The organism is Streptomyces sp. NBC_01304 (assembly GCF_035975855.1).
Lineage (GTDB): Bacteria > Actinomycetota > Actinomycetes > Streptomycetales > Streptomycetaceae > Streptomyces.
On record NZ_CP109055.1, the window covers coordinates 5,846,758 to 5,870,561 of the forward strand.

The 23,804-nt window shown below is 70.9% G+C and carries 19 protein-coding genes, 4 tRNA genes and 1 other RNA gene; 15 read left to right on the forward strand and 9 right to left on the reverse strand.

Going from position 1 to position 23,804, the window contains the following annotated elements:
• The first annotated feature begins 33 nt into the window (after positions 1–33).
• The 9 genes from OG430_RS25995 (at position 34) to OG430_RS26035 (ending at position 9,129) form a co-directional block, all read left to right on the forward strand.
• Positions 34–852, forward strand: a complete 819-nt coding sequence (locus OG430_RS25995; RefSeq protein WP_327355014.1) for a hypothetical protein — start codon at positions 34–36, stop codon at positions 850–852.
• The gene (locus OG430_RS26000; RefSeq protein ID WP_327355015.1) at positions 840–1,649 is read left to right on the forward strand and encodes a hypothetical protein; all 810 of its coding nucleotides are present in this window, start codon (positions 840–842) and stop codon (positions 1,647–1,649) included. Before OG430_RS25995 ends, OG430_RS26000 begins: the two co-directional genes overlap by 13 nt.
• A 1-nt stretch (position 1,650) precedes the next feature.
• A complete protein-coding gene (locus OG430_RS26005; RefSeq protein WP_327355016.1) occupies positions 1,651–3,744 on the forward strand; it encodes a hypothetical protein in 2,094 nt (697 codons plus the stop codon).
• Between the two features lie 213 nt (positions 3,745–3,957).
• On the forward strand, positions 3,958–4,149 hold the full coding sequence (locus tag OG430_RS26010; protein ID WP_327355017.1) for a hypothetical protein: 192 nt from the start codon (positions 3,958–3,960) through the stop codon (positions 4,147–4,149).
• A 23-nt stretch (positions 4,150–4,172) separates the two neighbouring features.
• Positions 4,173–4,679, forward strand: a complete 507-nt coding sequence (locus OG430_RS26015; RefSeq protein ID WP_327355018.1) for a hypothetical protein — start codon at positions 4,173–4,175, stop codon at positions 4,677–4,679.
• Positions 4,680–4,763: 84 nt separating this feature from the next.
• Positions 4,764–5,615 carry a DNA primase gene (locus tag OG430_RS26020; protein WP_327355019.1) on the forward strand — a complete coding sequence of 284 codons (852 nt, stop codon included), beginning with the start codon at positions 4,764–4,766 and terminating at the stop codon, positions 5,613–5,615.
• A 2-nt stretch (positions 5,616–5,617) separates the two neighbouring features.
• Positions 5,618–7,093 carry an ATP-binding protein gene (locus OG430_RS26025; RefSeq protein WP_327355020.1) on the forward strand — a complete coding sequence of 492 codons (1,476 nt, stop codon included), beginning with the start codon at positions 5,618–5,620 and terminating at the stop codon, positions 7,091–7,093.
• Positions 7,094–7,571: 478 nt separating this feature from the next.
• Complete coding sequence (locus tag OG430_RS26030) at positions 7,572–7,796, forward strand: excisionase family DNA-binding protein (protein WP_327355021.1); 225 nt, start codon at positions 7,572–7,574, stop codon at positions 7,794–7,796.
• Positions 7,797–7,806: 10 nt separating this feature from the next.
• Entirely contained in the window at positions 7,807–9,129 is a 1,323-nt protein-coding gene (locus OG430_RS26035; protein ID WP_327355022.1) for a tyrosine-type recombinase/integrase, read from the forward strand.
• A 147-nt stretch (positions 9,130–9,276) separates the two neighbouring features.
• On the opposite strand, the gene OG430_RS26040 is transcribed toward OG430_RS26035, so the two are convergent.
• A tRNA-Ser gene (locus tag OG430_RS26040) sits at positions 9,277–9,364 on the reverse strand.
• Between the two features lie 108 nt (positions 9,365–9,472).
• Here OG430_RS26040 and ffs point away from each other — a divergent pair.
• From ffs to OG430_RS26070, 6 genes are all read left to right on the forward strand, one after another.
• An RNA gene (gene ffs, locus OG430_RS26045) (signal recognition particle sRNA small type) lies at positions 9,473–9,571 on the forward strand.
• Between the two features lie 89 nt (positions 9,572–9,660).
• Complete coding sequence (locus OG430_RS26050; RefSeq protein ID WP_327355023.1) at positions 9,661–11,931, forward strand: DNA polymerase III subunit gamma and tau; 2,271 nt, start codon at positions 9,661–9,663, stop codon at positions 11,929–11,931.
• A 356-nt stretch (positions 11,932–12,287) separates the two neighbouring features.
• Positions 12,288–13,541 (forward strand): phosphoribosylamine--glycine ligase, encoded by a 1,254-nt coding sequence (purD, locus tag OG430_RS26055; protein ID WP_327355024.1) that lies wholly within the window; start codon positions 12,288–12,290, stop codon positions 13,539–13,541.
• Positions 13,542–13,883: 342 nt separating this feature from the next.
• Positions 13,884–15,740, forward strand: a complete 1,857-nt coding sequence (locus tag OG430_RS26060; protein WP_327359225.1) for a hypothetical protein — start codon at positions 13,884–13,886, stop codon at positions 15,738–15,740.
• Between the two features lie 265 nt (positions 15,741–16,005).
• Complete coding sequence (locus tag OG430_RS26065; RefSeq protein ID WP_327355025.1) at positions 16,006–17,550, forward strand: N,N-dimethylformamidase beta subunit family domain-containing protein; 1,545 nt, start codon at positions 16,006–16,008, stop codon at positions 17,548–17,550.
• A gap of 305 nt (positions 17,551–17,855) precedes the next feature.
• On the forward strand, positions 17,856–18,755 hold the full coding sequence (locus OG430_RS26070; protein ID WP_327355026.1) for a phosphoribosylaminoimidazolesuccinocarboxamide synthase: 900 nt from the start codon (positions 17,856–17,858) through the stop codon (positions 18,753–18,755).
• Positions 18,756–18,803: 48 nt separating this feature from the next.
• On the opposite strand, the gene OG430_RS26075 is transcribed toward OG430_RS26070, so the two are convergent.
• The 8 genes from OG430_RS26075 to OG430_RS26110 all read right to left on the reverse strand — a co-directional run bounded on the left by OG430_RS26075 (position 18,804) and on the right by OG430_RS26110 (position 23,438).
• Positions 18,804–18,879 (reverse strand) — tRNA-Gly (locus tag OG430_RS26075).
• A 31-nt stretch (positions 18,880–18,910) separates the two neighbouring features.
• The gene (locus OG430_RS26080) at positions 18,911–19,522 is read right to left on the reverse strand and encodes a response regulator transcription factor (RefSeq protein ID WP_327355027.1); all 612 of its coding nucleotides are present in this window, start codon (positions 19,520–19,522) and stop codon (positions 18,911–18,913) included.
• Positions 19,519–20,808, reverse strand: a complete 1,290-nt coding sequence (locus OG430_RS26085; RefSeq protein ID WP_327355028.1) for a sensor histidine kinase — start codon at positions 20,806–20,808, stop codon at positions 19,519–19,521. The genes OG430_RS26080 and OG430_RS26085 overlap by 4 nt, the downstream gene beginning before the upstream one ends.
• Before the next feature lie 16 nt (positions 20,809–20,824).
• A complete protein-coding gene (locus tag OG430_RS26090) occupies positions 20,825–21,613 on the reverse strand; it encodes an ABC transporter permease (RefSeq protein WP_327359226.1) in 789 nt (262 codons plus the stop codon).
• Positions 21,614–21,618: 5 nt separating this feature from the next.
• Positions 21,619–22,599 carry an ABC transporter ATP-binding protein gene (locus OG430_RS26095; RefSeq protein WP_327355029.1) on the reverse strand — a complete coding sequence of 327 codons (981 nt, stop codon included), beginning with the start codon at positions 22,597–22,599 and terminating at the stop codon, positions 21,619–21,621.
• 127 nt (positions 22,600–22,726) lie between these two features.
• Positions 22,727–22,802 (reverse strand) — tRNA-Gly (locus OG430_RS26100).
• Between the two features lie 79 nt (positions 22,803–22,881).
• A tRNA-Gly gene (locus tag OG430_RS26105) sits at positions 22,882–22,953 on the reverse strand.
• A gap of 155 nt (positions 22,954–23,108) precedes the next feature.
• Positions 23,109–23,438 (reverse strand): histone-like nucleoid-structuring protein Lsr2, encoded by a 330-nt coding sequence (locus OG430_RS26110; protein ID WP_327359227.1) that lies wholly within the window; start codon positions 23,436–23,438, stop codon positions 23,109–23,111.
• Positions 23,439–23,804: the final 366 nt, after the last annotated feature.

Below are 23,804 nucleotides of genomic sequence, written 5' to 3' on the forward strand. Positions count from 1 at the left end.
CCCTGCTCCTCCTCCAAAAGGAGTGCACTCAGCATGACCGACACCCACATGGAAGCGGTAGTGGCCCCCGCCGCTACCGACCCTCCGACTCCACAGCCTGTGGACACGGCAGGCACAAAGACCGAGGTAGAGCACACACCGGGCGGCTGGCCCGTGGTGCCGTTGGCGTTCTCCGGGGCGAACTCGACCGTGTCCATGGTGGCTGCGGCCGGTCTGGCCGGTGGGCCGATCGCCGCCGCGGTGGCTGCTACCGGCGCGGTGGTGCTTGGCACGGTCGCCTCGCACCGCTCCCGCAACCCCCGGCCCAAGCGGGCCGCGCGGCGTACCGCAGCCCGTACGGCGGGCCGTCAGCACGCAGCCCTGCACCGTTCAAGCGGACTCACCCCCGCGGCCCGTAGCGCTGGTTCGGCCGGCCGCCGCACGGCAGGCGGCGCGGGCCGGATGCCCGGGCAGACGCGTGGCAGGGGCAGTGCGGGCAACGGCCGCAGCGCTGCCGGGCTGGGCCGTCACGGTGCGGGCAAGCACCGCAGCGGGACGGCCTCCCTGAACAAGCCCGCCGGGCTCAAGTCCGGCCGCAGTTCCCTGGCTGGGGCTGCGGGCAGGGTGGGTCAGGTCAAGGCGCTGCGGGCCGGGCAGAAGGCCGCAGGCGGTACGCGCGGTCAGAAGCGGGCGCAGACCGCAGCGGCCCGGCGGGCGGTCGCGGATGCCCGACGTAACACCCCGAAGCTCAACAAGCCCCAGACCAGCGGGAACAAGCGCGCTGGGCTGGGCAAGGCGCGGTCGCAGCCGGGCGGTCTGACCGGCCGGATGCTCGGGGGCGCGGCCGTAAGGCGCGTGCGATGCGAGATGTAGCGATCGCGAAGAACCGTGCCCGGCGCGACGCGAGTACCGCGGGCAAGGTGGCCGGTCAGCGCTCCAACGTCCGCAAAGCCCCGGCCCGGCAGGCCGCCCGCAAGGCCCTGCGTCGCTCCGCCGCGCGCTTCCACGGCCGTCGAGCCCTGGCCGCGCTGCTGGCTCTGCCGGTGGGGCTGCTCGGGGTCGTATCGACCTGGCTGGGCCGCAAGTTGGGCATCCGCGCCCTCATCCACCCCGGCCGCCGGTTGTTCCGCCGCATCACCGCGACCGCCCGCGCCCAGCGCGAGGACCGCGACACAGCCATCAACGACGTCAAGGACCAGGCAGAGGCCGCAGCCGACGAGGAAGCGGCCAAGGACGTCACGGGCGGGCTGGGGGACCGGGTGCAGCGCCCGGCCGTGCCCGTCCCGGATCAGAGCACCACCACATCGAGCAGTGAGGGAGAGCACGTGTCTGGGTTCCAGTTCGAAGAGCACGCTGCCGAGATGGAGCAGGCAGCACAGTCCTATGACCCCGAGAGCGCCATGGAGATCCTGGCCATGGTCGAGAGCCTGCCCGCCGCGATCACGTCGGTGGCGAACGTGATGAAGACCCTCGCGGAGCGCTCCGACTCGGAGTTTCCGCTGGAGAAGGAAGTCGCGGACGGCTTCAACGACATCTTCGGCGCCCTGATGAGCGCGGTCGCGGTCGCGGAAGACATGGGTCCGCTGTTCCGGCAGGCCCACGAGCAGGACATCGCCCGGCACGAGGACCCCCGCAACGGCCCGGAAGCCGAGAAGGGTTGGAACGTCTGACATGAGCGCTGCCGCTACCGCCAAGAAGAATCAGGCGAGCGGCCCGGTGCTGGACTGGAGCGCCGGTCACGGACCCGTGACCGGTGCTCTGTCCGCGACCACCGGAGCCCTCGCCGTCGCCACCACCGGAGCCGCCACCGCCATGCCGCCCGCCTGGGCCCTCGCGGTCGGGGCGGCCGGCGCCCTCGGTCACACCGTGGCCGGGCTGAAGGTCCGCAATGCGGGCCGCACCCTCGCCTTCAAGGCCGCCTCCTGGCTGGTCGGCGCGGGCTGGACCACCTGGGCCATGACCACCGGCCCCCTCTCCTGGGCCGCACTGGGTTCCCTCGCGACCATCGGCGTGGGTATCGGCGCCGGGGCCCGCTCCGTGGCCCTGTATGAAGAGGCCCGCGAGGACGAAGCGATCGCCGCAGCTGAGCGCCAGGTCGCCCTGGAGCTGTCTGCGGAGCGGCGGGCGATCGCCGCAGCCTGGGTGGAGCGGATCCAGCGAATCTGCAACATCACCGTGAAAGTGCTCGCGGTGGAGATGTGGGAGACCGGCACCGGCTACTCCCTCGACCTGGAACCCCAGGGCGGCATCACCTTCGACCGCATCGCCCAGCACAGCCCGGCCCTGTCCGCGGACGCGGGACTGCCCCACGGCTGCACCGCATCGGCCGGGCCCGGCATCCACCAGGGCCGCACCATCATGGACGTCACCACCTGCAACGTCCTCGCCGAAGCCCGCACCTACCCCGAGGACTACGGCCCCCTGTCACTCCTGACCGGCATCCCCTGGGGCTTTCGCACCAACGGCGACGCCGTGCCCGCGTTCCTGCGCGAGCAGTGCGCCCTCGTGGTCGGCCCGACCGGATCGGGCAAGACCAACATGGTCCACACGATCCTCGCCGGGTTCGCCCGCACCGTGGATGTGCTGCCCTGGGTCATCGACCTCAACGCCGGATCGGCCGGGCTGCCCTGGGTCCTGCCCGCCCTGAACGGCGAACTGACCGGGCAGGACGGCAAGCCGGTGCGGCCAGGGGTCGACTGGCTTGCCGGCACGTACGAGGAAGCCCTGCTGATGCTCGATGCGGCGATCGCGATCGGGCTGCACCGCAAGCGCGCCTACCAGGAACTGTTGTCCCAGCACGACACAGACCTGCTCCCGGTGAGCGCGAAGATCCCGCAGATCATGCTCGTCATCGACGAGGGCGCGGAGATCCTGACCAGCACCGACCGGCAGATGAAGGAACTCGCCAAGCGGATCTACGAGTTCATCCGCATGCAGCGCGCCATGGGCGGGCGCACGGTCATCACCGCCCTCGGGGCGACCGGCAGCATCCTCGGCAATCTCCTCATCCGCCGGGAAGCCAAGGTCCGGGTCGCGCTGACCGGCGGGGAGACCGAGGGCATGGACCTGTCCAAGATGTTCCCCGGCCGCCGGGGCCTGCGCGTGGACCAAGCCCCGTTCAAGGGCGCCGGGTTCATGGGCACCCCCGAATCACCGGGGGCGCTGTTCAAGGCGTGGCGGATCAAGCCCAGCCAGATCCGCGACATCACCGTCGCTACCTCCGAGCGGCACCCGCGCCTCGATGCCATCTCCGCCAAGGCCGCAGGTCCGGACTACGCGCGGCGCTGGGATACGGAGCGCACCGCATGGATGCGCGACCTCACCCCTGATAGCGGTGACGCCGATCCTGCTGCGGCGGGTTCGGCGGGCGGGTTGAACCTGTCGGCGCACCGGCAGGGGTCTTCGGAGGATGAGCTGCTGCGCCGGTTCCGCAAGGAGATCGACGCTCAGTTCGCCACCGCACCCGACCCTGACCAGCCGCCGCCCGCACCGGGGTTGAACCTGTCCGCGCTGCGCGGACAGGTCGAGCAGGACAGCCCCGCACAGCGGGCCGCACTCGCCGCGCTGTACGCGGCGGGGGCGGAGGGCACCGGGGCTTCCGCGATCGCCCGCGCCCTCGCGGAGGAGCACGGCACGAACCGGCAGACGGTTGTCGGCTGGCTCAAGGCATGGGTGGAGGACGGCACCGCGCTCCGGGTCGGAGAGGGCACCAAAGCCCGCTACGTCCACCGCGACCACGCCCCCGAACCCCCGCCCGGTGGCTAGCACTTGTCGCTTGTCGCCCGCCGTGCACAGAGACCCCTCCTGGGGTGTCGCGTGGGGTCGGAAACGGTGTTTGACCTGGGAGGCGACAAGCGACAAGACAAGACAAGCGACAAGCCGCACGACAAGTCAGACGACAAGCAACGCGACAAGCCATCGGCGGGCAGCACCCCAGACGCGGGCGCTGCCCGCCGGCCATCTCCCCGGAGGCTGCTCGTGTTCATCACCCTGTCCGCCGTTGCCCTGACCGGGCTCTGGACGGCCATCCTCATCCGCTCCCGCCACGTCGGCGCCTTCGCCGGACTCGGGGTGTTCCTGTTCGGGTTCTTCACCGCCGACACCGGAGCCGCCGCCGCGATCCGCACCGCGATACAGGCCCTCATCGACGCCGCGCGCAACATCGGCTGACTGCACGGAAGGAAGTACCTGCCGTGAGCGACCTCAACACTCCGGCCGCCGACTGGTGGCCCCGCATGAGCGACGCCGAAGCCAACGCCGAAGCGAAGCGCATCATCGACTCCCTCTACCGACCCACCCCACCCCCGCGCCCGGTGCCGACCTCATACCGGGACGACACCACACCCCCGCCGTTCGGTGACGCCGCCCCGGTGCATCAGGACGACCGGCGCATCGTGCCCGCCTGGGCCGCCGGGACCGCGGTCGCCTCCATCGGGATCGGCGCCGGCGCCACCGGGGTGGGCTGCGGGATCTGGCTCGCGCTGCAGGGATTCGCCGCCATGACCATCACCGGAGTCGTGTTCATGGGCGTGCTCTTCTGCGGCCTCGCGTTCGCCGCGCTGTCCATCGGCGCTGCGTTCTCCCGCGCCAAGCGCAGCGTCTCCAAGCACGTCTACACCGGGCCGGTCACCAAGAACACCCACGTGAGCAGCCACACCAAGGGCGCCTTCGCCCGCAACCACACCCACCTGCACAACTGACAGGCCAAGGGCGGCCCGCGTCTCGCCAAAGCCAAGGGCCGCCCTCGATATCCAGCCCTCTCTAACGAACTGGAGGAATTCAGCATGACCCAACCCGCGAACGAGCACCAGCACAGTGCCCTCCGTCTCGCGTCCAGCGGCCTGCCCGCACTGCCCCTGCGGAAGGGCAAGGTGCCGTTCGGGAATTGCTCAGACTGCGCCAGGAACGCCTGTGGTGGTCGGCCGAACATGAAGACGCCCGGCCCCTGCACCTGCCCGGCGCCCTGCCATGGCTGGGCAGCCGCCACGGTCGACGTGAACGTGCTCACTTCGCCTGCCTGGGCTGCCGCCTGGCGAGAGGCTCAGGCCATCGCCTACCACCCTGCCGGGGCCGGACTGACGGTCGTGGACCTGGACGACATCGACGCGATCCGGTGGGCACACGAGAACCTGCCTGCCACGCGAACGGTGCCCACCACCCGGGGCGAACACTGGGTCTACCAGGGGGCCATACAGTCCGCGAACGCAGTGCGGCCCGGCGTAGACATCAAGTCCACGATGGCCTACGCCCGTTGGCTCGGAGCAGGTAGCGGCGCCATGACTGCGCTGCCGGACGTCGTACGCGCGCTGACCGTGAAGGAACCCACCACGGCCATGACCGCATCGCAGGCCATCGGCATGCCCGCACGGTCTGTGGATGGGGAGTGCCGTCATCGCACGCCCGCCTACTTGGAGCGCGGCATCGCCATGGCAGAGCAGCGCATCACCGACGCGGCAGGCGGCGTGCACAACGCCGTCTACGTGACGTTCCTGGCCGTGCTCTCCACGCATGGCCGGTGCGGCTGCCTCACCGAGGACCACATCGCCCGCCTGTTCACCGCCGCTCAGACCAAGGGCGAGAGCCCCCGGCACTGCACCGACGCGTGGGCCAACGCACGCACGCGGTTGGGACTTTGAGCATGGAAGACGACGACAAGAATCCGGCCCGGAAGGTCATCGCGGACTACGCGCAAGAGCGCTTCCGCTACTTCCGCACCGCCGAAGGAACCGTCTACGCCCAGCGCAAGGGCCACCCCGTGGCGCGCCCGATTCGCTCGCAGGGCACCACCGGAAGCCACCGCCAAGAACTCATGGTCGGCCTGTTCAAAGACGGCATCGGCATGTTCAACGGCACCGCGATGAAGGAGGCACTCGACTTGATCGAGGCACTCGCACTCACCGAGAACGTCCAGCCTGTGCACATCCGTGTCGCCCCCGGATTCGACGGGGCCACCTGGTTGGACCTGGGGCGCGATGACGGGCAGTCCGTCCGCATCCACCCCACCGGCTGGGACATCGCCGTCCCCGACCCGCAGGAAGCGTGCTGGCGCCGCACCCAGCTCACCGGCGAACTCCCCCTGCCCGCCAAGGACACCAACGGCAAAGGCATCGACCTGCTGTTTCGGCTCTGCAACTTCGCAGGCGCCGAAACCGAGTGCCTGGCCATGGCCTGGCTGATCGGCTGCCTGGAACCCTCCGTGCCCGTCCCCGCACCCTTCCTCACCGGCCCACAAGGGGCGGGGAAGTCCACCGGCGGACGCATGCTGATCCGGCTCATCGAAGGCATGACCGGGGACCTGCGCCGGGCACCGAAAGACGAGGACAACCTCATCGCTGCGGTCGCCGCGGGATGGGTCACCGCGCTGGACAACCTCTCCCACATGACCCCGGACCTGTCCGATGCCATGTGCTGCATCGTCACCGGAGCCGAGTCCGTCAAGCGCGCCCTGTTCACCGACGGAGACGTCTTCCGTGCCCGCTACCGCCGCCCCCTACTCCTGACCGGCATCGACGTCGGCGTCATCCGCCCCGACCTCGCCGAACGGCTCCTGCCGCTCCGCCTGGAACGGCCCAAGGTCCGCCGCACGGAAGCGGAGTTGTGGACGGAGTACGCCGAAGTCCTGCCCATCATGCTCGGCTCCCTGCTCGACCTGGCAGTCAAGGTCCGCGCCGCCGACGCGGAGACGCCGACAGACCTGCGCATGGCGGACTTCGCGCACCTGTGCGCGCAACTCGACATCGCGATGGGCCTTGGCGCACTGCCCGCCTACCGGGCCGGGCTCGACGACCTGAACGACGACGTGATCGAAGGGGATCTGCTCGCGCAGACCGTGCTCGAGTACGCCGCCGGCATGCCCGCCGGGGCACAGGAGCGCATGACATCCGCGGAATGGCTGCACCTGCTCACCCGTCTCTACAGCGGGGAGGAGTGCCGGCCGCTGCCCAAGGGGTGGCCGACCACCGGCAAAGTGCTCTCCGACCGGCTCAAGCGCCTTCAGCCCACCCTCGCCGCCCGCGGCCTGAACGTGGACTGGGGACGCACCCGCGAGGCCCGCTACATCGAACTCACCGAGCCCGCCCCGGCACCCGGGCAGCAGCAGGAGACCGCGTTCTAAGCGCCAAGTCACCGCACAACAGCAAGAAGAGCACCCGGGGCGACGCCACGGCAGGTGCTCCTCTTGCTGTTCGGTGCGCAGCACCGCCCCAAGGACGTGCCGCGCAGCGGCTCCTTCTTCACGTCCTGAGCCGCGCACAACAACAGACACCACCCCCTCTCTTTTCCTAAGTAGGGGAACGCTGCGTCACCTGCGTCACACACGACGGAAACCAGCCCCTGACCAGCCGGAACGGGCGTGACGCAGAACCGACCGGCTGCGTCACCCCTGCGTCACCTGCGTCACGCCCCAATGACACAGGTGACGCGGCAGTGACGCACCCCCATCTCACTCCGTCACGCATCCCCGCAGGTCAACGGCGTAAATGACGCACGTGACGCGGTGACGCAGAAATCCGAACCTCGGACACACACGGGCCCTGAGAAGGCCCAACCTCGCAACGCCCCCGCGTCACAACCCCACACGGAGGCACTCCCCAATGAACCTCGCATCGCACAGTTCTGAAGACCCCACGGTGGCCCTGCTCACCGTGGAGGAAGCTGCCCGCCGCCTCCGCATCGGCCGAACGCTCTGCTACCGCCTCATCGGCTCGGGAGAGCTTGAGTCGGTTCCCGTCGGTCGCCTGCGTCGCGTGCCTCCCGAGGCCGTCCACGAGTACGTCACTCGTCTCCGCCAAGCCAACCGCGCCGTGACCGCCGCCTGAAAGGAAGCCCATGGAAGACAAGGAAGAGCCCGGGAAGGACCCGAAGGCAGAGAAGCAGAAGAAGCGCACACGGCAGCCCAACGGCGCATCCAGCATCTACTTCGGCAAGGACGGGAAGTGGCACGGCCGCGTCACGGTCGGCGTACGTCCTGACGGCAAGGCGGACCGCCGGCATGTCGAGCGCAAGACCGAAGACGAGGTGGCCGATGCGGTCCGGGAACTTGAGCGGCAGCGCGACGCCGGGAAGGTACGGAAGGCCGGGCAAAAGTGGACGGTCAAGAAGTGGCTTGAGCACTGGGTGGAGAACATCGCCAAGAAGTACGTCAGCGAGAACAGTTACGACGGCTACGAGGTGGATGTTCGCGTCCACCTCGTCCCCGGGCTCGGAGCGCACAAGCTGGAACGGCTTGAGCCGGAGCACCTTGAAGAGTTCTACGAGCGCATGCAGAAGAACGGCAGTGCTGCCGGGACAGCCCATCACGCTCACCGCACGATCCGTGTGGCGCTTGGTGAAGCGGTCCGGCGCGGGCACATCACGAGGAACGTCGCCGAGATCGCCAGGGCTCCTAGGCTCGAAGAGGACGACATCGAGCCGTACACGATCGAGGAGATTCAGCGCTTGCTGGTGGAGGCTGCGAAGCTCCGCAACAGCGCTCGGTGGGTCATCGCCCTCGCCCTTGGGCTGCGCCAAGGCGAAGCGCTTGGGCTCAAGTGGGAAGACGTCGACCTCGATGCCGGGTACCTCCGCACGCGGAAGAACCGCCTGCGCCCGAAGTACGAGCACGGATGCGGAGACACCTGCGGGCGGAAAGCCGGGTACTGCAGGGAGCGCAGACAGGTCCGCAGGGAGACCAAGAGCACCAAGTCCCGAGCAGGGCGCAGGACCATCGGGCTCCCAGACCCGCTCATCAAGTTGCTCCGCAAGCACAGAGAGGAGCAGGAGCGGGAGCGTCAGGAAGCGGGGGAGTTGTGGGAGGACAAGGGGTACCTCTTCGCGAAGAAGACCGGTGAGCCTCTGATCCCCAACACCGACTACCACGACTGGAAGGACCTCTTGGGGGCCGCTGGCGTCCGCGATGGTCGCCTCCACGATGCGCGCCACACCGCCGGGACAGTCCTCCTCCTGCTCGGGGTCCCCGACGTGATCGTGGACGCCATCATGGGATGGGAGCCCGGAGGCTCAGCCCGGATGCGCGCCCGCTATCAACACGTCACCGGCCCCATGCTGAAGAAGGTCGCCAAGCAGATCGGTGATGCCGTCTGGGGTGCCGCCGAAGCAGTCGGTCAGTGCAGTGAAAACGGCGCGGATCAAGGCTCCACAGACCCCAACTGAGACGGAAACTGAGACGGAAGATCACGAAGGGCCTGCCGCGATGTAGTTCGCGAGGCCCGACCGTGCCAACTCAGGCCGGACAACGTCGAAGGCCCTGACCAGCAAGAAGCGGGTCAGGGCCTTCGACGTTAGTGCCCGGTGAGGCACTGGCGGAGGATACGAGATTCGAACTCGTGAGGGGTTGCCCCCAACACGCTTTCCAAGCGTGCGCCCTAGGCCACTAGGCGAATCCTCCGCGGCAAACAATACAAGACGTTGAGGAGTGCTCGCGAACCCGTTCCCGCCGCCTTCGGCCGGGTGGGACCCGAGTTCGATCCGGGCCCCCGCCATCGGGTACGCTGGGCGCAGCCCCTCACGTGGCGCTATCTGACTGAACTCCCCCAGGGCCGGAAGGCAGCAAGGGTAGGTTGGCTCTGGCGGGTGCGTGGGGGGCGCTTGCGTTCCCGGGGGCCTTGCTCCGAGCCTCGTTCCGAGCCGTGAGAAGTCCGGACGCGGAACTGGTTGTCAGTGGGCACCGATAACCTCGTATACGTGTCGTCCCTTGCGCTGTACCGCCGTTATCGCCCGGAGTCGTTCGCCGAGGTCATCGGGCAGGAGCATGTAACCGACCCGCTGCAGCAGGCGCTGCGGAACAACCGGGTCAACCATGCCTACCTGTTCAGTGGCCCGCGCGGCTGCGGCAAGACGACGAGCGCGCGCATCCTCGCCCGCTGTCTCAACTGTGAGCAAGGTCCCACTCCCACCCCCTGCGGCACCTGCCAGTCCTGCCAGGACCTGGCGCGCAGCGGCCCGGGCTCGATCGACGTCATCGAGATCGACGCGGCTTCGCACGGCGGTGTGGACGACGCGCGCGACCTGCGCGAGAAGGCCTTCTTCGGCCCGGCCTCCAGCCGGTACAAGATCTACATCATCGACGAGGCCCACATGGTCACCTCGGCGGGCTTCAACGCCCTCCTGAAGGTGGTCGAAGAGCCCCCGGAGCACCTCAAGTTCATCTTCGCGACGACCGAGCCCGAGAAGGTCATCGGCACGATCCGCTCGCGTACGCACCACTACCCGTTCCGCCTCGTCCCGCCCGGCACGCTGCGCGACTATCTGGGCGAGGTGTGCGGCAAGGAGGACATCCCGGTCGCGGACGGCGTGCTTCCGCTGGTCGTACGCGCGGGTGCGGGCTCCGTCCGTGACTCGATGTCGGTCATGGACCAGCTCCTCGCCGGAGCGACGTCCGAGGGTGTGACATACGCCATGGCGACCGCCCTCCTCGGCTACACCGACAGCTCGCTGCTCGACACGGTGGTCGACGCCTTCGCGGCCGGGGACGGTGCCGCCGCCTTCGAGATCATCGACCGCGTCATCGAGGGCGGCCACGACCCGCGCCGCTTCGTGGCCGACCTCCTGGAGCGGCTGCGCGACCTGGTGATCCTCGCCGCGGTGCCGGACGCCGCGGAGAAGGGGCTGATCGACGCCCCTTCGGACGTCGTCGAGCGGATGCAGGCACAGGCCGGTGTGTTCGGGGCGGCCGAGCTCAGCAGGGCCGCCGACCTGGTGAACCAGGGCCTGACCGAGATGCGCGGCGCCACCTCGCCCCGCCTCCAGCTCGAGCTGATCTGCGCCCGCGTACTGCTTCCGGCGGCGTACGACGACGAGCGCGCGGTCCTTGCCCGCCTGGACCGCCTGGAGCGCGGCGGCAACTTCGTGCCGAGCGGACAGGGCCCCGCGATGGGGTACGTCCCCGGCCCGGACCCGCACGCGGCTGCGGCTGCGGCTCCGGCTCCGGCTCCGGTCGCCGGGGGCGGGGCGGCGGCGGCTCGGGCGGCGGTGCGAGGGGGCGGGACCCCGGCTCCGGCTGCTCCGCCGGCCCCGCAGCAGACGCAGCCCGCACCCCAGGTCGCCCAGACGCCTCAGGCCCCCCAGCCGACACAGCCTGCGCAGACACCGCAGGCACCGCAGCCTGCTCAAGCGCCGGACGCACCGGCGGCAGCGCCTGCCGACGGCGGCGGCTCGGGCGGCCAGCGCCCGGGTGCCTGGCCCGGCGCGTCCGCCCCGCAGGACGCGCCCGCCGAGCAGGGACGCCGCCCCGGCGGCTGGCCCTCGTCGGCCCAGCCCGGCGGCGGCACGGAGCAGTCCGCACCCGAGGCGCCGCGCCCCGGCGGCTGGCCCACGGCGGCCTCGGCCGGCACCGGCAGGCCGGCGGCCTCCCCGCCCCCGTCCGCACCGGCGTCCGCACCCGCAGCTGCGCCGGCCCAGCCCATGGGATCCGCAGCAGGCGGCCTGGACGCCCGCGCCCTCTGGCCGAACATCCTGGAGGCGGTCAAGAACCGCCGCCGCTTCACCTGGATCCTGCTCAGCCAGAACGCCCAGGTGGCAGGCTTCGACGGCCAGACCCTGCAACTCGGCTTCATCAACGCGGGCGCCCGGGACAACTTCACGAGCAGCGGCAGCGAGGACGTCCTCAAGCAGGCCCTGGGCGAGTTGTTCAACGTCCAGTGGAAGATCGAGGCGATCATCGACCCGTCGGGCGGCGCGAGCCCCCCGCCGGCGGCGACCAACTTCGGCGGCTCCCCGGTCCCCGCACCGGCCCCCATGCGCCCGGCCCCCGCACCGGCCCCGCAGCCCGCCCCTGCCCAGCAGGCCCCGGCCCCCGAGCCCCCGCGCCGCGCCCCGGAACCCCCTCCGGTCTCCCTCGAGGACGACACCCCGGAGGACGACGACCCCGACCTGGACGAGTCCGCCCTGTCCGGCCACGACCTGATCGCCCGGGAGCTGGGCGCGACGGTGATCGAGGAGTACACGAACGAATAGGCGGTTCGTTTCCCCACCCCGCCCCTTCCCGACAGTGACATTTGCGGCTCCGCCGCGGGCCTCAAACGCCGGACGGGCTGATTCATCGAGCGCGGCCTCGATGAATCAGCCCGTCCGGCGTTTGAGGACATCAGTGACGGATGATTTCCCACCCACCCCCACCCCGAAAGCCGGCGGCAGCCTTACGGGAAGGGGCGGGGAGGGGCAAAAGACACCCCGTCCGGCGAGGACCGGGGGCCCGGGGGCAGCGCCCCCGCGACCTAAACGAGCCGGAGCCCCACCACCAGGCCGGGTGGGAGGAACCCACAACCCCGCACCCGAACGGCTGGTGCAAACGCACCAGCTAGGCTGACCGCGTGAAGGCCCTCGTCATTGGAACCGGCGCCCGCGAACACGCCCTGTGCCGCTCCCTCTCCCTCGACCCCGACGTCAGCGAACTGCACTGCGCCCCCGGCAACGCCGGCATCGCAGAGCTGGCCGAGCTGCACCCGGTCGACGCCCTCGACGGCGCAGCCGTCGCCGCGCTCGCCACGGACCTCGGCGCCGACCTGGTCGTCGTGGGCCCCGAGGCCCCCCTGGTCGCCGGGGTCGCCGATGCCGTACGGGCAGCGGGCATCCCCTGCTTCGGCCCGTCCGGGGAGGCCGCCCAGTTGGAGGGCTCGAAGGCCTTCGCCAAGGACGTGATGGCGGCGGCGGGCGTCCCGACAGCCCGCTCCTACGTCTGCACGACCCCCGAAGAGGTCGACGAGGCACTCGACGCCTTCGGCGCCCCGTACGTGGTGAAGGACGACGGCCTCGCCGCCGGTAAGGGCGTCGTCGTCACCGACGACATCGAGGCCGCCCGCACCCACGCCAACGCCTGCGACCGCGTGGTCATCGAGGAGTTCCTGGACGGCCCCGAGGTCTCCCTCTTCGCGATCACCGACGGCGTCACCGTCCTCCCGCTCCCCCCCGCCCAGGACTTCAAGCGCGCCCTGGACGGCGACGAGGGCCCGAACACCGGCGGCATGGGCGCGTACTCCCCGCTCCCGTGGGCCGACCCGAAGCTGGTCGACGAGGTCATGGAGACCGTCCTCCAGCCGACCGTCGACGAGCTCCGCCGCCGCGGCACGCCCTTCTCCGGCCTCCTCTACGCGGGCCTCGCGATCACCAGCCGCGGCGTCCGCGTGATCGAGTTCAACGCCCGCTTCGGCGATCCGGAGACCCAGGTGGTCCTGGCCCGTCTGCAGACACCCCTCGCGAGCGTCCTGCTCAATTCGGCCAATGGCACGCTCGACACCGAGCCCCCGCTCCGCTGGCGCGAAGACGCGGCCGTCACGGTCGTCATCGCCTCGCACAACTACCCTGGGACCCCGCGCACCGGCGACCCGATCGAGGGCCTGGACGAGGTGGCGGAACAGGACGCTCCGTACGCGTACGTCCTGCATGCGGGCACAAAGCAGGACGGGGACGCGATCGTCAGCGCGGGCGGCCGGGTGCTCTCGGTGACCGCGACGGGCACCGATCTGACCCAGGCCCGCGAGCGCGCGTACGCCGCCGTCGCCCGGATCCGGCTCGACGGTTCGCAGCACAGGACGGACATCGCCGCAAAGGCGGCAGCCGCCTCCTGACGCCGCCACGACGGCCCGGGGGAGAAAGTCCCATCCGGACCAACCACCCAGGGCCCGGATCTGACGCCTGATCCGGGCCCTGATCGTCAGCCACCTTTACCCAAAGCCATTCCATCGAGTGACCGCTGGCCCATCCGGCTGACGGACCGCGAGGCCCCAACTAGGGTGCGGCGCAAAGCGTTCCGGCACTCAGAGCCAAACAGACCACCGGCATTGCGATGTCGGTGGCGGGTGCCACAGTGGGGGAGTGAGCAAAGCCGTCGCAGGAGAGGGACAACCTGTCATGGGGCAGGGGACTCTCATAGGGCAGAGGGGGTGACGTCCGGCGTGTCCGGAACCGGCATGGGTGGTGAGGCGGGCGCACAGGCCGCGCGCTCCCGGGCGCTTGCCGTGCTGCGCGTCCGCAGCAGGGCTCTCGCGGTCGCGCTGCTGCCGGCAGCGGTCGCCGTGGTGCTGCTCGTGGGCGGCGCCACCGGCCGTATCGGCGGCGGCAGTTGGGACATCGCGCGGTGGATCCTCACCGTGGCGGCGCTGCTCGTGCTGCTCGCGGCGGCCGGCATCGCGCTGGTGGTGGCCCGGGCCAGACCGGCCGTGAGCCCGACGGTCCCGATCGCCGAGTCCTCCGCCCCGGACCTGTACCGCCTGGTGCGCGACCTCGCGGACCGCCTCGAAGTGCCCGCGCCCTCGGCCATAGCGCTCACCCCGGACTGCGACAGCTGGCTGGAGGACCGCACCCACCCGGCGCACGGCCCGCCCCGCCCGCCTCTTTCCCTGCAGAGCGAGGGCGACCCCGCAGCCCCCGTCGCCCCCGTGCTCGTGATCGGCTCCCCCTTCCTGTGGTGGATGCGCGTCGCCGAGCTGCGCGCGGTCCTCGCCCCGGTCGTCGCCGGTACGGGCCCCTCCGCGCACCCCGACATAGCGGCGGCCCGCCGCTTCGTCCGCGGCCTCGACGCCGCGGTCGCCGACTCCGCCAAGCCGGGCCGCGGCCCGCTGCCGAGGGTGGTTCTGGCGGGCGTCGGCTGGGTCACCCGTTTCCTCCTTCGCGCCTGCCGGGGTCATGCCGCCGAGATGGAGCGCGGCGTCGCGGCCGCCGCCGCCGAGCGCGCCCAGGCCGTGGACTACGGCCTGCGGATCGTCGCCCAGGAGCAGGTCGGCCTGGCCTATGCGGGCTGGGACCGCCTGCTCACCCGGGTCGCGCTGCCCGCCTGGCGCATGGGCCGCTGGCCCTCCCGCCTGGACGCGGGCGTGGTCGCCGCACTCACCGAACTCTCCCGCCGCGACCGCCTGGCCGAGGGCTTCACCTCCCGCCTGGGCGAGCGCCCCGCCTGCGACCTCCTGGAAGAGCCCGGCACGATCGACGAGGCCGCCTCGCTGCTCGCCGCCCGCCTCTTCCACGGCGGCCCCGCCGAGGCAGGGCCCGACTGGTCCCCGGTCGGCTGGCAGGAGTACCCGGAGGAGGTCGTCGACCGCAAATGGCGCGCGGACGCGGCCCGCCTGCACCGCGCCCTGAGCGACCTGGGCGTGCGCCGCCCCGAGGACACCGACCCCGAGGCCCCGACCCTGGAGCGGGTCCTGGACCACCTGACGGCCCCGGCCGGTCACGCCTCCGACAAGCTCTCCGAGGGCGAGCTCTCCGAGGGCGAGCTCTCAGAAAGCAAGCCCTTCGAGGGCGGGACGCCCGAAGACGAGACCCCCGAAGGCAAGGCCTTCGAGGGCAAGCCCCCCGAGCCGACCCTCCCCGCCCCCTCCGTGGCGCCGGACGAGGCGAACCTCTTCCCCGACGAGGAGGACGTCCCGCGCGCCCCGGAGCAGACCGAGGCGCTGGCCGCCCACATCACCGCCGAGCTCGCCCGCGAGGAAGCCGCGGCCCCACCCCCGACGCCGCCGGGCCTCGGCCCGGACGACGCCCTGTGGGACGACGGCCTGCTCCCGCTCTTCCCGCTCCAACCCCCGCGCACCGGCCGTGAGTTGCTCACCGACCACGTCACGGCGATGGTCTGCTGCGCCGCGGTCGACACGGCAGGCGCCACCCCCGGCCTGGACTGGCTGGACGGCCCCGCCCTCCTGCTCGACGGCGAGCGCGCCACGGACCTGGCCCCCCGCGTCCTGAGCCTGGTCGAGGACGGCGACCCGGCGCCCCTGCGCGGCTGGCTCGTCGAGGCCGGCGTACGCCCGGAGAAGCCGGTCCGGCTGGTCTGACCGGCGCCCGGAGCAACCCACTCCGGGCGCAACCGGCACCCGGAGCAACCGGCTCCCGGCAGGACGAGCCCAACCGGGCCGCACCCGGAGGCCGTTGTTCCGCTCTCGCCAATTCGCGACGAACGGTGACGGACTGCGTGCGTTATGTGATGTGCTGGGACCGTAGTCGGCCCGGACGCCGGCACATATGCAGCACGCAGACAGCACACGGACGCCATACGAACAGCACAGAGGGCTCGGGGGAGTTCGAGGGAGGGGACGCGGCATGGGCGCGGAGCAGCAGATTCGGCGCTGGGAGTCGGGCGCACTGGCGCATGCCGTGACCGACCCCTTCGGCCAGGGCCCGCTCCCCTGGCTGCGCGGCAGCGAGCACTACTTCGACGACACCGGCCAGGTCGTCCCCTGGTACCTCGACCACGCCCCGGCCCCCGGCGCCCAGATCCCGGGCGACCCGGGAGCCGCAGGCGCTCAGGGCGGGCCGGGCGGGCCAGGGGCAAGGATTCCGTCGCCCCGCTCCATCACCGGCCCCCGCACCGCGGACGACGTACGCCGCCAGATCAAGGGCTTCACGTCCACCGGCGCGGCCGCCCCCGGCGAGGCGATCGACTTCCACATCACGGTCGACCCGCCCCAGGAGTTCAGCGTCGACATCTACCGGATCGGGCACTACGCGGGCGACGGCGCCTCGAAGATCACCACCAGCCCCCGCCTCTCCGGCATCGTCCAGCCACCCCCGCTCACCGCGGACCGTACGGTCTCCTGCCACCACTGGTGGCTGTCCTGGCGGCTGCAGATCCCGAGCTACTGGAGCATCGGCGCGTACGTGGCGGTCCTCACGACCGCCGACGGCTACCGCTCCCACATCCCCTTCACGATCCGCGACGACCACCCCGCGGACCTGCTCCTGCTCATGCCCGACGTGACGTGGCAGGCGTACAACCTCTACCCGGAGGACGGCCGTACGGGCGCCAGCCTCTACCACGCCTGGGACGAGACGGGCCGCCTCCTCGGCGAGAGCGACGCGGCGACGACGGTCTCCTTCGACCGCCCGTACGCGGGCGCAGGCCTGCCCCTGCACGTCGGCCACGCCTACGACTTCATCCGCTGGGCCGAGCGGTACGGCTACGACATCGCGTACGCCGACACCCGCGACCTGCACGCCGGCCGCATCGACCCCTCCCGCTACCGCGGCCTGGTCTTCCCCGGCCACGACGAGTACTGGTCGATCCCCATGCGCCGCACCGCCGAGCTGGCCAAGGAGCAGGGCACCTCCCTCGTCTTCCTCTCCGCCAACACCATGTACTGGCAGGTGGAGTTGAGCCCGTCCCCCTCCGGGGTCCCCGACCGCCTCCTGACCTGCCGCAAGCGGCGCGCCCCCGGCAAGCCCGCCCTGTGGCGCGAGATCGACCACCCCGAGCAGCAGCTCCTCGGCATCCAGTACGCGGGCCGCGTCCCCGAGCCGCACCCCCTCGTCGTACGGAACGCGGAGCACTGGCTCTGGGACGCGACCGGCGCCCACGAGGGCGACGAGCTGGACGGCCTGGTGGCCGGCGAGGCCGACCGCTACTTCCCGCGGACGGCGCTCCCCGAGCACCAGGGGCGCATCCTGCTCGCGCACTCCCCCTACCGGGACGGCGAGGGCGCGCTGCGCCACCAGGAGACCTCGCTCTACCGCGCCCCGTCCGGCGCACTCGTCTTCGCCTCCGGCACCTTCGCCTGGTCCCCGGCACTGGACCGGCCCGGACACGTGGACGCTCGCGTCCAGCGCGCGACGGCCAACCTGCTGGATCGGATCTGTAAGCGGGACTGAGCGGGGGGCTGGCTGGGGGCTGGGGCCGAGGGCGGGGAGCCGGGGGGCCGGGGGCGGGGCCGAGGGCCGGGGAGGCGGGGAGCCGGGAGGCGGGGAGCCAGGGGCCGGGAGGCGGGCAGCCGGGAGCCGGGAGGCGGGCAGCCGGGGGCCGGAAGCAGGGAAGCCGAGGCTATGTGGGGGAAAAGGGTCAGGAATGCGCCCTCAATGCCCCGATTTGCCTGCCCGTTTCCCCCCACATGGCTGACCGGAGCATCCCTCCGCGTGCGGGAGAATCGATGCATTGGCCAGAACTACCGGGAGGCACCGTGTCCGGATTCGTAGAAAAGCCTGAGCCGGTCCAGGTTTCGGGGCTGACACACCTCCACACCGGCAAGGTGCGCGAGCTGTACCAGAACGAGGCGGGCGAGCTCGTGATGGTCGCCAGCGACCGCATGTCCGCGTACGACTGGGTGCTGCCCAGCGAGATCCCGGACAAGGGCCGCGTCCTCACCCAGCTCTCGCTGTGGTGGTTCGACCAGCTCGCCGACCTCATGCCCAACCACGTCCTGTCGACCGAGCTGCCGTCAGGGGCGCCCAAGGACTGGGAAGGGCGGACCCTGATCTGCAAGTCGCTGCAGATGGTCCCCGTGGAGTGCGTCGCTCGTGGATATCTGACCGGCTCCGGGCTCGTCGAGTACGACGACTCCCGTACGGTCTGCGGGCTCGCCCTCCCCGAGGGCCTGGAGAACGGCTCCGAGCTGCCCGCCCCGATCTTCACCCCGGCCACCAAGGCCGCGGTCGGCGAGCACGACGAGAACGTCAGCTACGAGGAAGTCGCCCGCCAGGTCGGCGCCGACACCGCCGCCCAGCTGCGCCAGGCCACCCTCGCCGTCTACGGCCGGGCCCGGGACATCGCGCGCGATCGCGGCATCATCCTCGCGGACACCAAGTTCGAGTTCGGCTTCGAGGGCGATCAACTCATCATCGCCGACGAGGTGTTGACCCCGGACTCCTCGCGCTTCTGGCCGGTCGACACCTGGCAGCCGGGCCGCGCCCAGCCGTCGTTCGACAAGCAGTACGTACGCGACTGGCTGACCTCACCGGCCTCCGGCTGGGACCGCACGAGCGAGCAGCCGCCCCCGCCGCTGCCGCCGGAGGTCGTGGAGCGTACGCGCGCCAAGTACCTGGAGGCGTACGAGCTCCTGACCGGCTCCCACTGGTCCTAGCACCGCAACGCAGAAGGCCCCCGGTCGAAACCGGGGGCCTTCTGCATGTGGAGCGAACGACGAGGTTCGAACTCGCGACCTCAACCTTGGCAAGGTTGCGCTCTACCAACTGAGCTACGTTCGCATGCGCCACAACGCGTCGTGGTGCGTCTCTACTATAGCCAACCCCGCGAGCGTGCGTGACGCACCGCTGCGTGCCGGTTCTCGACGCCGAGCTTCGAGACGGCCGAGGAGAGATAGTTGCGGACCGTGCCCGGCGAGAGCGCGGCCCGCTCCGCGATCTCCGTGACCGGCGCCCCGTCGGCCGCGAGCTCCAGGACTTCGGCCTCACGCGCGGTGAGCGGGGAGTCGCCGGCCGAGATCGCGTCCGCCGCCAACTCCGGGTCCACATAACGGTTTCCGGCATGCACCGCGCGAATGATCTCGGCGAGCCGCTGGGCGCTCACGGTCTTGGGGACAAAGCCCCGCACCCCCGCCTCAAGCGCCCGCTTGAGATGCCCGGGACGCCCATGACTCGTCACGATCATGGTCCGGCAGGCGGGCAGTTCGGCCCGCAGCGATGTGGCCACACTCACACCGTCGGCGCCGGGCATCTGAAGATCGAGCACGGCCACATCGGGCCGGTGCGCCCGCGCCATGGCGAGCGCCTCGGGGCCGGAGGCGGCCTGCGCGACGACCGTCAGATCGTCCTCGAGCGCGAGCAGGGCGGCGAGCGCGCCCCGGATGAGGTGTTCGTCGTCGGCAAGCAGAACCCGTACGGCTGTCACTGGGTGACCTCGTGCTTCTCGGAGGTGCGGGGGGTGCGTGCGGTGGATTCGGTCGTACGTCGATGAGGAGGCAGCGGCACCTCGGCGAGCAGCCGGAACCGCGCGTCCCCGGCCGGCCCCGCCTCCAGCGTCCCCCGCAGCACCGCGAGCCGCTCCCGCAGCCCCGCGAGGCCCGACCCACCCGGCCGCGCCTCGTCCGGTGCCCCGTCGTTCTCGACGAGGAGCCGGGCCCCGTCCGCCGTGACGGTCAGCGCGATCTCGCAGCGCCGGGGATCGCCGTGCCGCAGCACATTGGTCGCCGCCTCCCGCACCACCCAGCCGAGCGCCGCATGCACGGCGGGCGGCAGTCCCTCGGCCGCCTCGGCGCCGGTGACCCGGCAGTCGATCCCGGCGGCGGTCAGCACGCCCTGCGCCCCGGCCAGTTCGGCCTCGAGCCCCGCCTCGCGATAGCCGCGGACCACCTCGCGCACCTCGCGCTGGGACTCCTGCGCGATGCGCTGCACCTCGATCATCTGGTCCACCGCCTCGGGCCGCCCGCGCCGCGTCAGCTGCACGGCGAGCTCGCTCTTGAGGGCGATGACGGCGAGATTGCGGCCCATCACGTCGTGCAGATCCCGCCCGAACCGCAGCCGCTCCTCGGCGACGGCGAGGCGGGCCTGGGCGTCGCGGTTCTGCTCGGCCTGCAGCATCACGCCGAGGCTCCAGGCGCCGCAGCGCACGCTCGCGAGCGAGAGGAGCGGGCCGGCGTACGTCACTCCGGCGATGGCGAGCAGGCTCAGGTCCCAGACCCCGACGGCCGCGAAGGAGGCCGTGATGGCGGCCGCGATCCACAGGTGCCGGCGCAGGAAGGCGCGTACCGGTATCAGCAGTGAGTACGCGAGGGACAGCGGGACCACGGCGAACAGGGTGAGGAAGGCGATGAAGCCGTGCTTCGTGCCGCCGGCCAGTTGCAGCCCGAGGATCAGGGCCACGGCGGCCACCGTGAGCGTCACCAGAGGCAGCAGCGCCCGCGCCGGCAGTTCGGACCGGCCCAGATAGTGGTCGATGGCCCGCGGCACGATCCGCTGAGTGGCCAGGCACTGGGCCCCGCCCACCACGACGAGCGCACCGGCGAGCACCAGCGGCAGCGGCTTGCGCTCGACGTCCACGATCGGCATCACGAGCCAGGACAGATAGAAGAACCAGTGCATGAACTGCACGGCGGCCCGGTGCTGGATCTCCACCCGCTCCAGATGACTGCGCTCGCCCCAGACCCGCCGCTGCCACCCGCGTATCCGGCTCAGCACGGCCCTGCCCCTTTCCTCACCGACGCGGTTCCCACCGGAACCAACGCCGTACAGCAAACACCGCGATCACGATCCAGGCCAGCGCCGTCAGCACGGCCCCGAGCGCGTCGTACGCCGAGAGCTCTCCGGTCCAGCCACCGCGCACCAGCGCCATCGCCGGCGAGAGGGGAAGGAGCTCCAGGACGGAGGCGAGCTTGTCCGGGAAGACCTCAAGGGGCACGCTGATCCCCGAAGCGATCATCGACAGGAACATCAGCGGCAGGCTCATCACCTGCGCACTCTCCGCGCTCCGGCTGAACCCGGCCGTGACCGCGGCAAGCGCGACCATCAGGACCACGCCCAACACGAGCCCCAGGACCGCCAGATGGACGGCCTTCGGCGCCCCGAGGCCGAGCAGCACCGTGGCGGCCACCGGCACGAGGACGCACTGCGCGACCCCGATGCACACGGACGGCAGCGCGGCCCCCGCGAGGATCTCCTGATCCCGCAGCTCACCGGTGCGCAGCCGCTTGAAGACCAGCTCCTCACGGCGTACGACGAAGATGTTGACCAGCGCCGTGTAGATGGCGAAGAGCAGCGAGAACCCGATCGCGGCGGGCACGATCATCTCGCCCATCGCCAGCCCGGAGTCCTTCTGCACCGAACCCTTCGTCGATTCGTACACGCTGAACGGCAGCACCAGCGGCACGACCAGCGCGGTGAAGAGCACCCCCTTGGCCCGCCCGAGCAGCGTCAGCTCGGCCCGCGCGAGGGCCCGCAGCCGCCCGCCGGAAGTCGTCGCCCCAGCGGTCACCGCAGCAGTCATCGCGCTCATGCCACCTTCTCCTTCGTACGCTCGCCCGCAAGGGCCCCGTTCGCCTTGGCCTCCCGTGCGATCCGCAGGAAGGCCTCTTCGAGGGAGGCCGACCGGACATCGAGCCCCCGCAGCTTGACCCCCGCGTCCCGCGCCCACAACAGAAGCCCGGTCGCCGCCCGTTGGAGTTCACCCGTACGCAGCTTCAGCACGCGCCCGGCCGTCTCGTGCCCGCTCACCCCGAGCTCGGCGAGCGGCGGCAGGTCGCCGACGAAGTAGCCGTCGGGCAGCTCGAAGCTGATGTGCGAGGGCTGCGCGGCGGTCACCTCGGCGGGTGTCCCGGTCGCCGCGATCGTGCCCTCGTGGAGGATGGCGAGCCGGTCGGCGAGCGATTCGGCCTCCTCCAGGTAGTGCGTGGTGAGCAGGACGGTGGTGCCCTGGTCGCGCAGGGCCCGCACCAGGTCCCAGGTGTCCTGGCGTCCCTCGGCGTCGAGCCCGGTCGTCGGCTCGTCGAGGAAGAGCACCTCGGGCCCGCCGAGCAGCGCGAGCGCCAGATCCAGGCGCCGCTTCTCCCCTCCGGACAGCTGCTTCACCCGTACGTTGGCGCGCCCCCGCAGCCCCACCAGCTCAAGGGCCTCCTCGACCGGCCGGGCCCCGCTGGTGCAGCCCGCCCACATGCGGACGGTCTCGGCGACGCTCAACTCGGTCGGGAATCCGCCCTCCTGGAGCATCACGCCGACCCGGGGACGTACGGCGGCCCGCTCGCGGTACGGGTCGTGGCCGAGGACGCGGATGCGGCCGGCGGTGGGGGCGGCCAGGCCTTCGATGAGTTCGACGGTGGAGGTCTTGCCGGCGCCGTTGGTGCCGAGGAGCGCGAAGATCTCGCCCTGGCCGACGTGGAACGAGATGCCGCGTACGGCCTCGTAGCCCCCCGTGTACACCCGCCGCAGATCGGTGACCTCGATCACGTGCCGTGCTGAGTGCTGTGCTGAGTCCATGGATCAAGCGTCCCGGCGCCGGGCGGGCGTGGGCAGTGCGCGCTGTCATGACCCCGCATGACAAATGTCAGAAGCAATCATGGAAACGCAGAAGGCCCCCGGCGAGAACCGGGGGCCTTCTGCCATATGGAGCGAACGACGAGGTTCGAACTCGCGACCTCAACCTTGGCAAGGTTGCGCTCTACCAACTGAGCTACGTTCGCATTGCATCCGGTCGGCTTTCACCGATCGGTGCGAGCACCAGAGTACCTGATCCACAACCGTGGTCGGTAACCAGTGCAGAGCGGGTGACAGGAATTGCACACTGCGCCTTCCCCCTGGAAGGGGGATGTTCTACTACTGAACTACACCCGCGTGACTCCGTGAGGTTCGGCCCTGCGGCCTCGCCCCTCGGCGTGCTCCGAACTCTAGCCGACCGTCGGGGGTGCAGCGCAAGTCGGTTGCCGGGGGCGGGACCTCGGACGACGCGAAGACGACCGTGGAGGGCCGTGGACGAAGGCCGTCCGGCCTCAGTTGGCCGCGTTGAACGCCTCGTAGACCTTCTTCGGGATGCGGCCGCGGGCCGGCACCTCCATCTTGTGCGAGCGGGCCCAGGCGCGGACCGCCGCCGGGTCGGCGTCCACCGCGGTGTGCTTCAGGGTCTTGCCGGGCTTGCCGATCGCCTTCGACTGCTTGCGGCCCGCCGTCAGGTACGGGGCAAGTGCCTTGCGCAGTTTCTTGGCATTGGCTTGATTGAGGTCGATCTCGTACGACTTGCCGTCCAGACCGAAGGCGATCGTTTCCGATGCTTCCCCGCCGTCAATGTCGTCAGAGAGAGTGACCACGACACGCTGCGCCACGAATATCGGTCCCTTCATGCGGATATCCCCGCTGACATGCGGTGATCCCCGGCCGTCCGGCTGTTTTTAACGGCACAAGTCCGGGGGTTCCGGGCTAATGCGCCTGTTTGGATTTCCTTTGTACAGTGCACCGCAATGCGATGTGAAGCTCGACTAAATCCTCCCGCGTGTCTACGCGCAATGGAGTTCTCGGGTTTTTCCCGCGATTTTCATCTACGGCATCCCTGACGCGGGTTCGAAAGTGACGGCCGTCACGGAGGAACCTACCAATCTATGCGCGTAGAAATTTCCGTCGGATACGCTGAAGACACCGTTTTCGCGAGGCGGCGTTCCCAGCGTTCCGCCAGCGTTCCTCACGCACCACAC

Bases quoted from the DNA above. Each gene is read 5' to 3' on its own strand.
- OG430_RS25995 (WP_327355014.1), top strand. From the start codon at position 34: ATGACCGACACCCACATGGAAGCGGTAGTGGCCCCCGCCGCTACCGAC.
- OG430_RS26000 (WP_327355015.1), top strand. From the start codon at position 840: ATGCGAGATGTAGCGATCGCGAAGAACCGTGCCCGGCGCGACGCGAGT.
- OG430_RS26005 (WP_327355016.1), top strand. From the start codon at position 1,651: ATGAGCGCTGCCGCTACCGCCAAGAAGAATCAGGCGAGCGGCCCGGTG.
- OG430_RS26020 (WP_327355019.1), top strand. From the start codon at position 4,764: ATGACCCAACCCGCGAACGAGCACCAGCACAGTGCCCTCCGTCTCGCG.
- OG430_RS26025 (WP_327355020.1), top strand. From the start codon at position 5,618: ATGGAAGACGACGACAAGAATCCGGCCCGGAAGGTCATCGCGGACTAC.
- OG430_RS26030 (WP_327355021.1), top strand. From the start codon at position 7,572: ATGAACCTCGCATCGCACAGTTCTGAAGACCCCACGGTGGCCCTGCTC.
- OG430_RS26035 (WP_327355022.1), top strand. From the start codon at position 7,807: ATGGAAGACAAGGAAGAGCCCGGGAAGGACCCGAAGGCAGAGAAGCAG.
- OG430_RS26060 (WP_327359225.1), top strand. From the start codon at position 13,884: ATGGGTGGTGAGGCGGGCGCACAGGCCGCGCGCTCCCGGGCGCTTGCC.
- OG430_RS26065 (WP_327355025.1), top strand. From the start codon at position 16,006: ATGGGCGCGGAGCAGCAGATTCGGCGCTGGGAGTCGGGCGCACTGGCG.
- OG430_RS26090 (WP_327359226.1), bottom strand. From the start codon at position 21,613: ATGACTGCTGCGGTGACCGCTGGGGCGACGACTTCCGGCGGGCGGCTG.
- OG430_RS26095 (WP_327355029.1), bottom strand. From the start codon at position 22,599: ATGGACTCAGCACAGCACTCAGCACGGCACGTGATCGAGGTCACCGAT.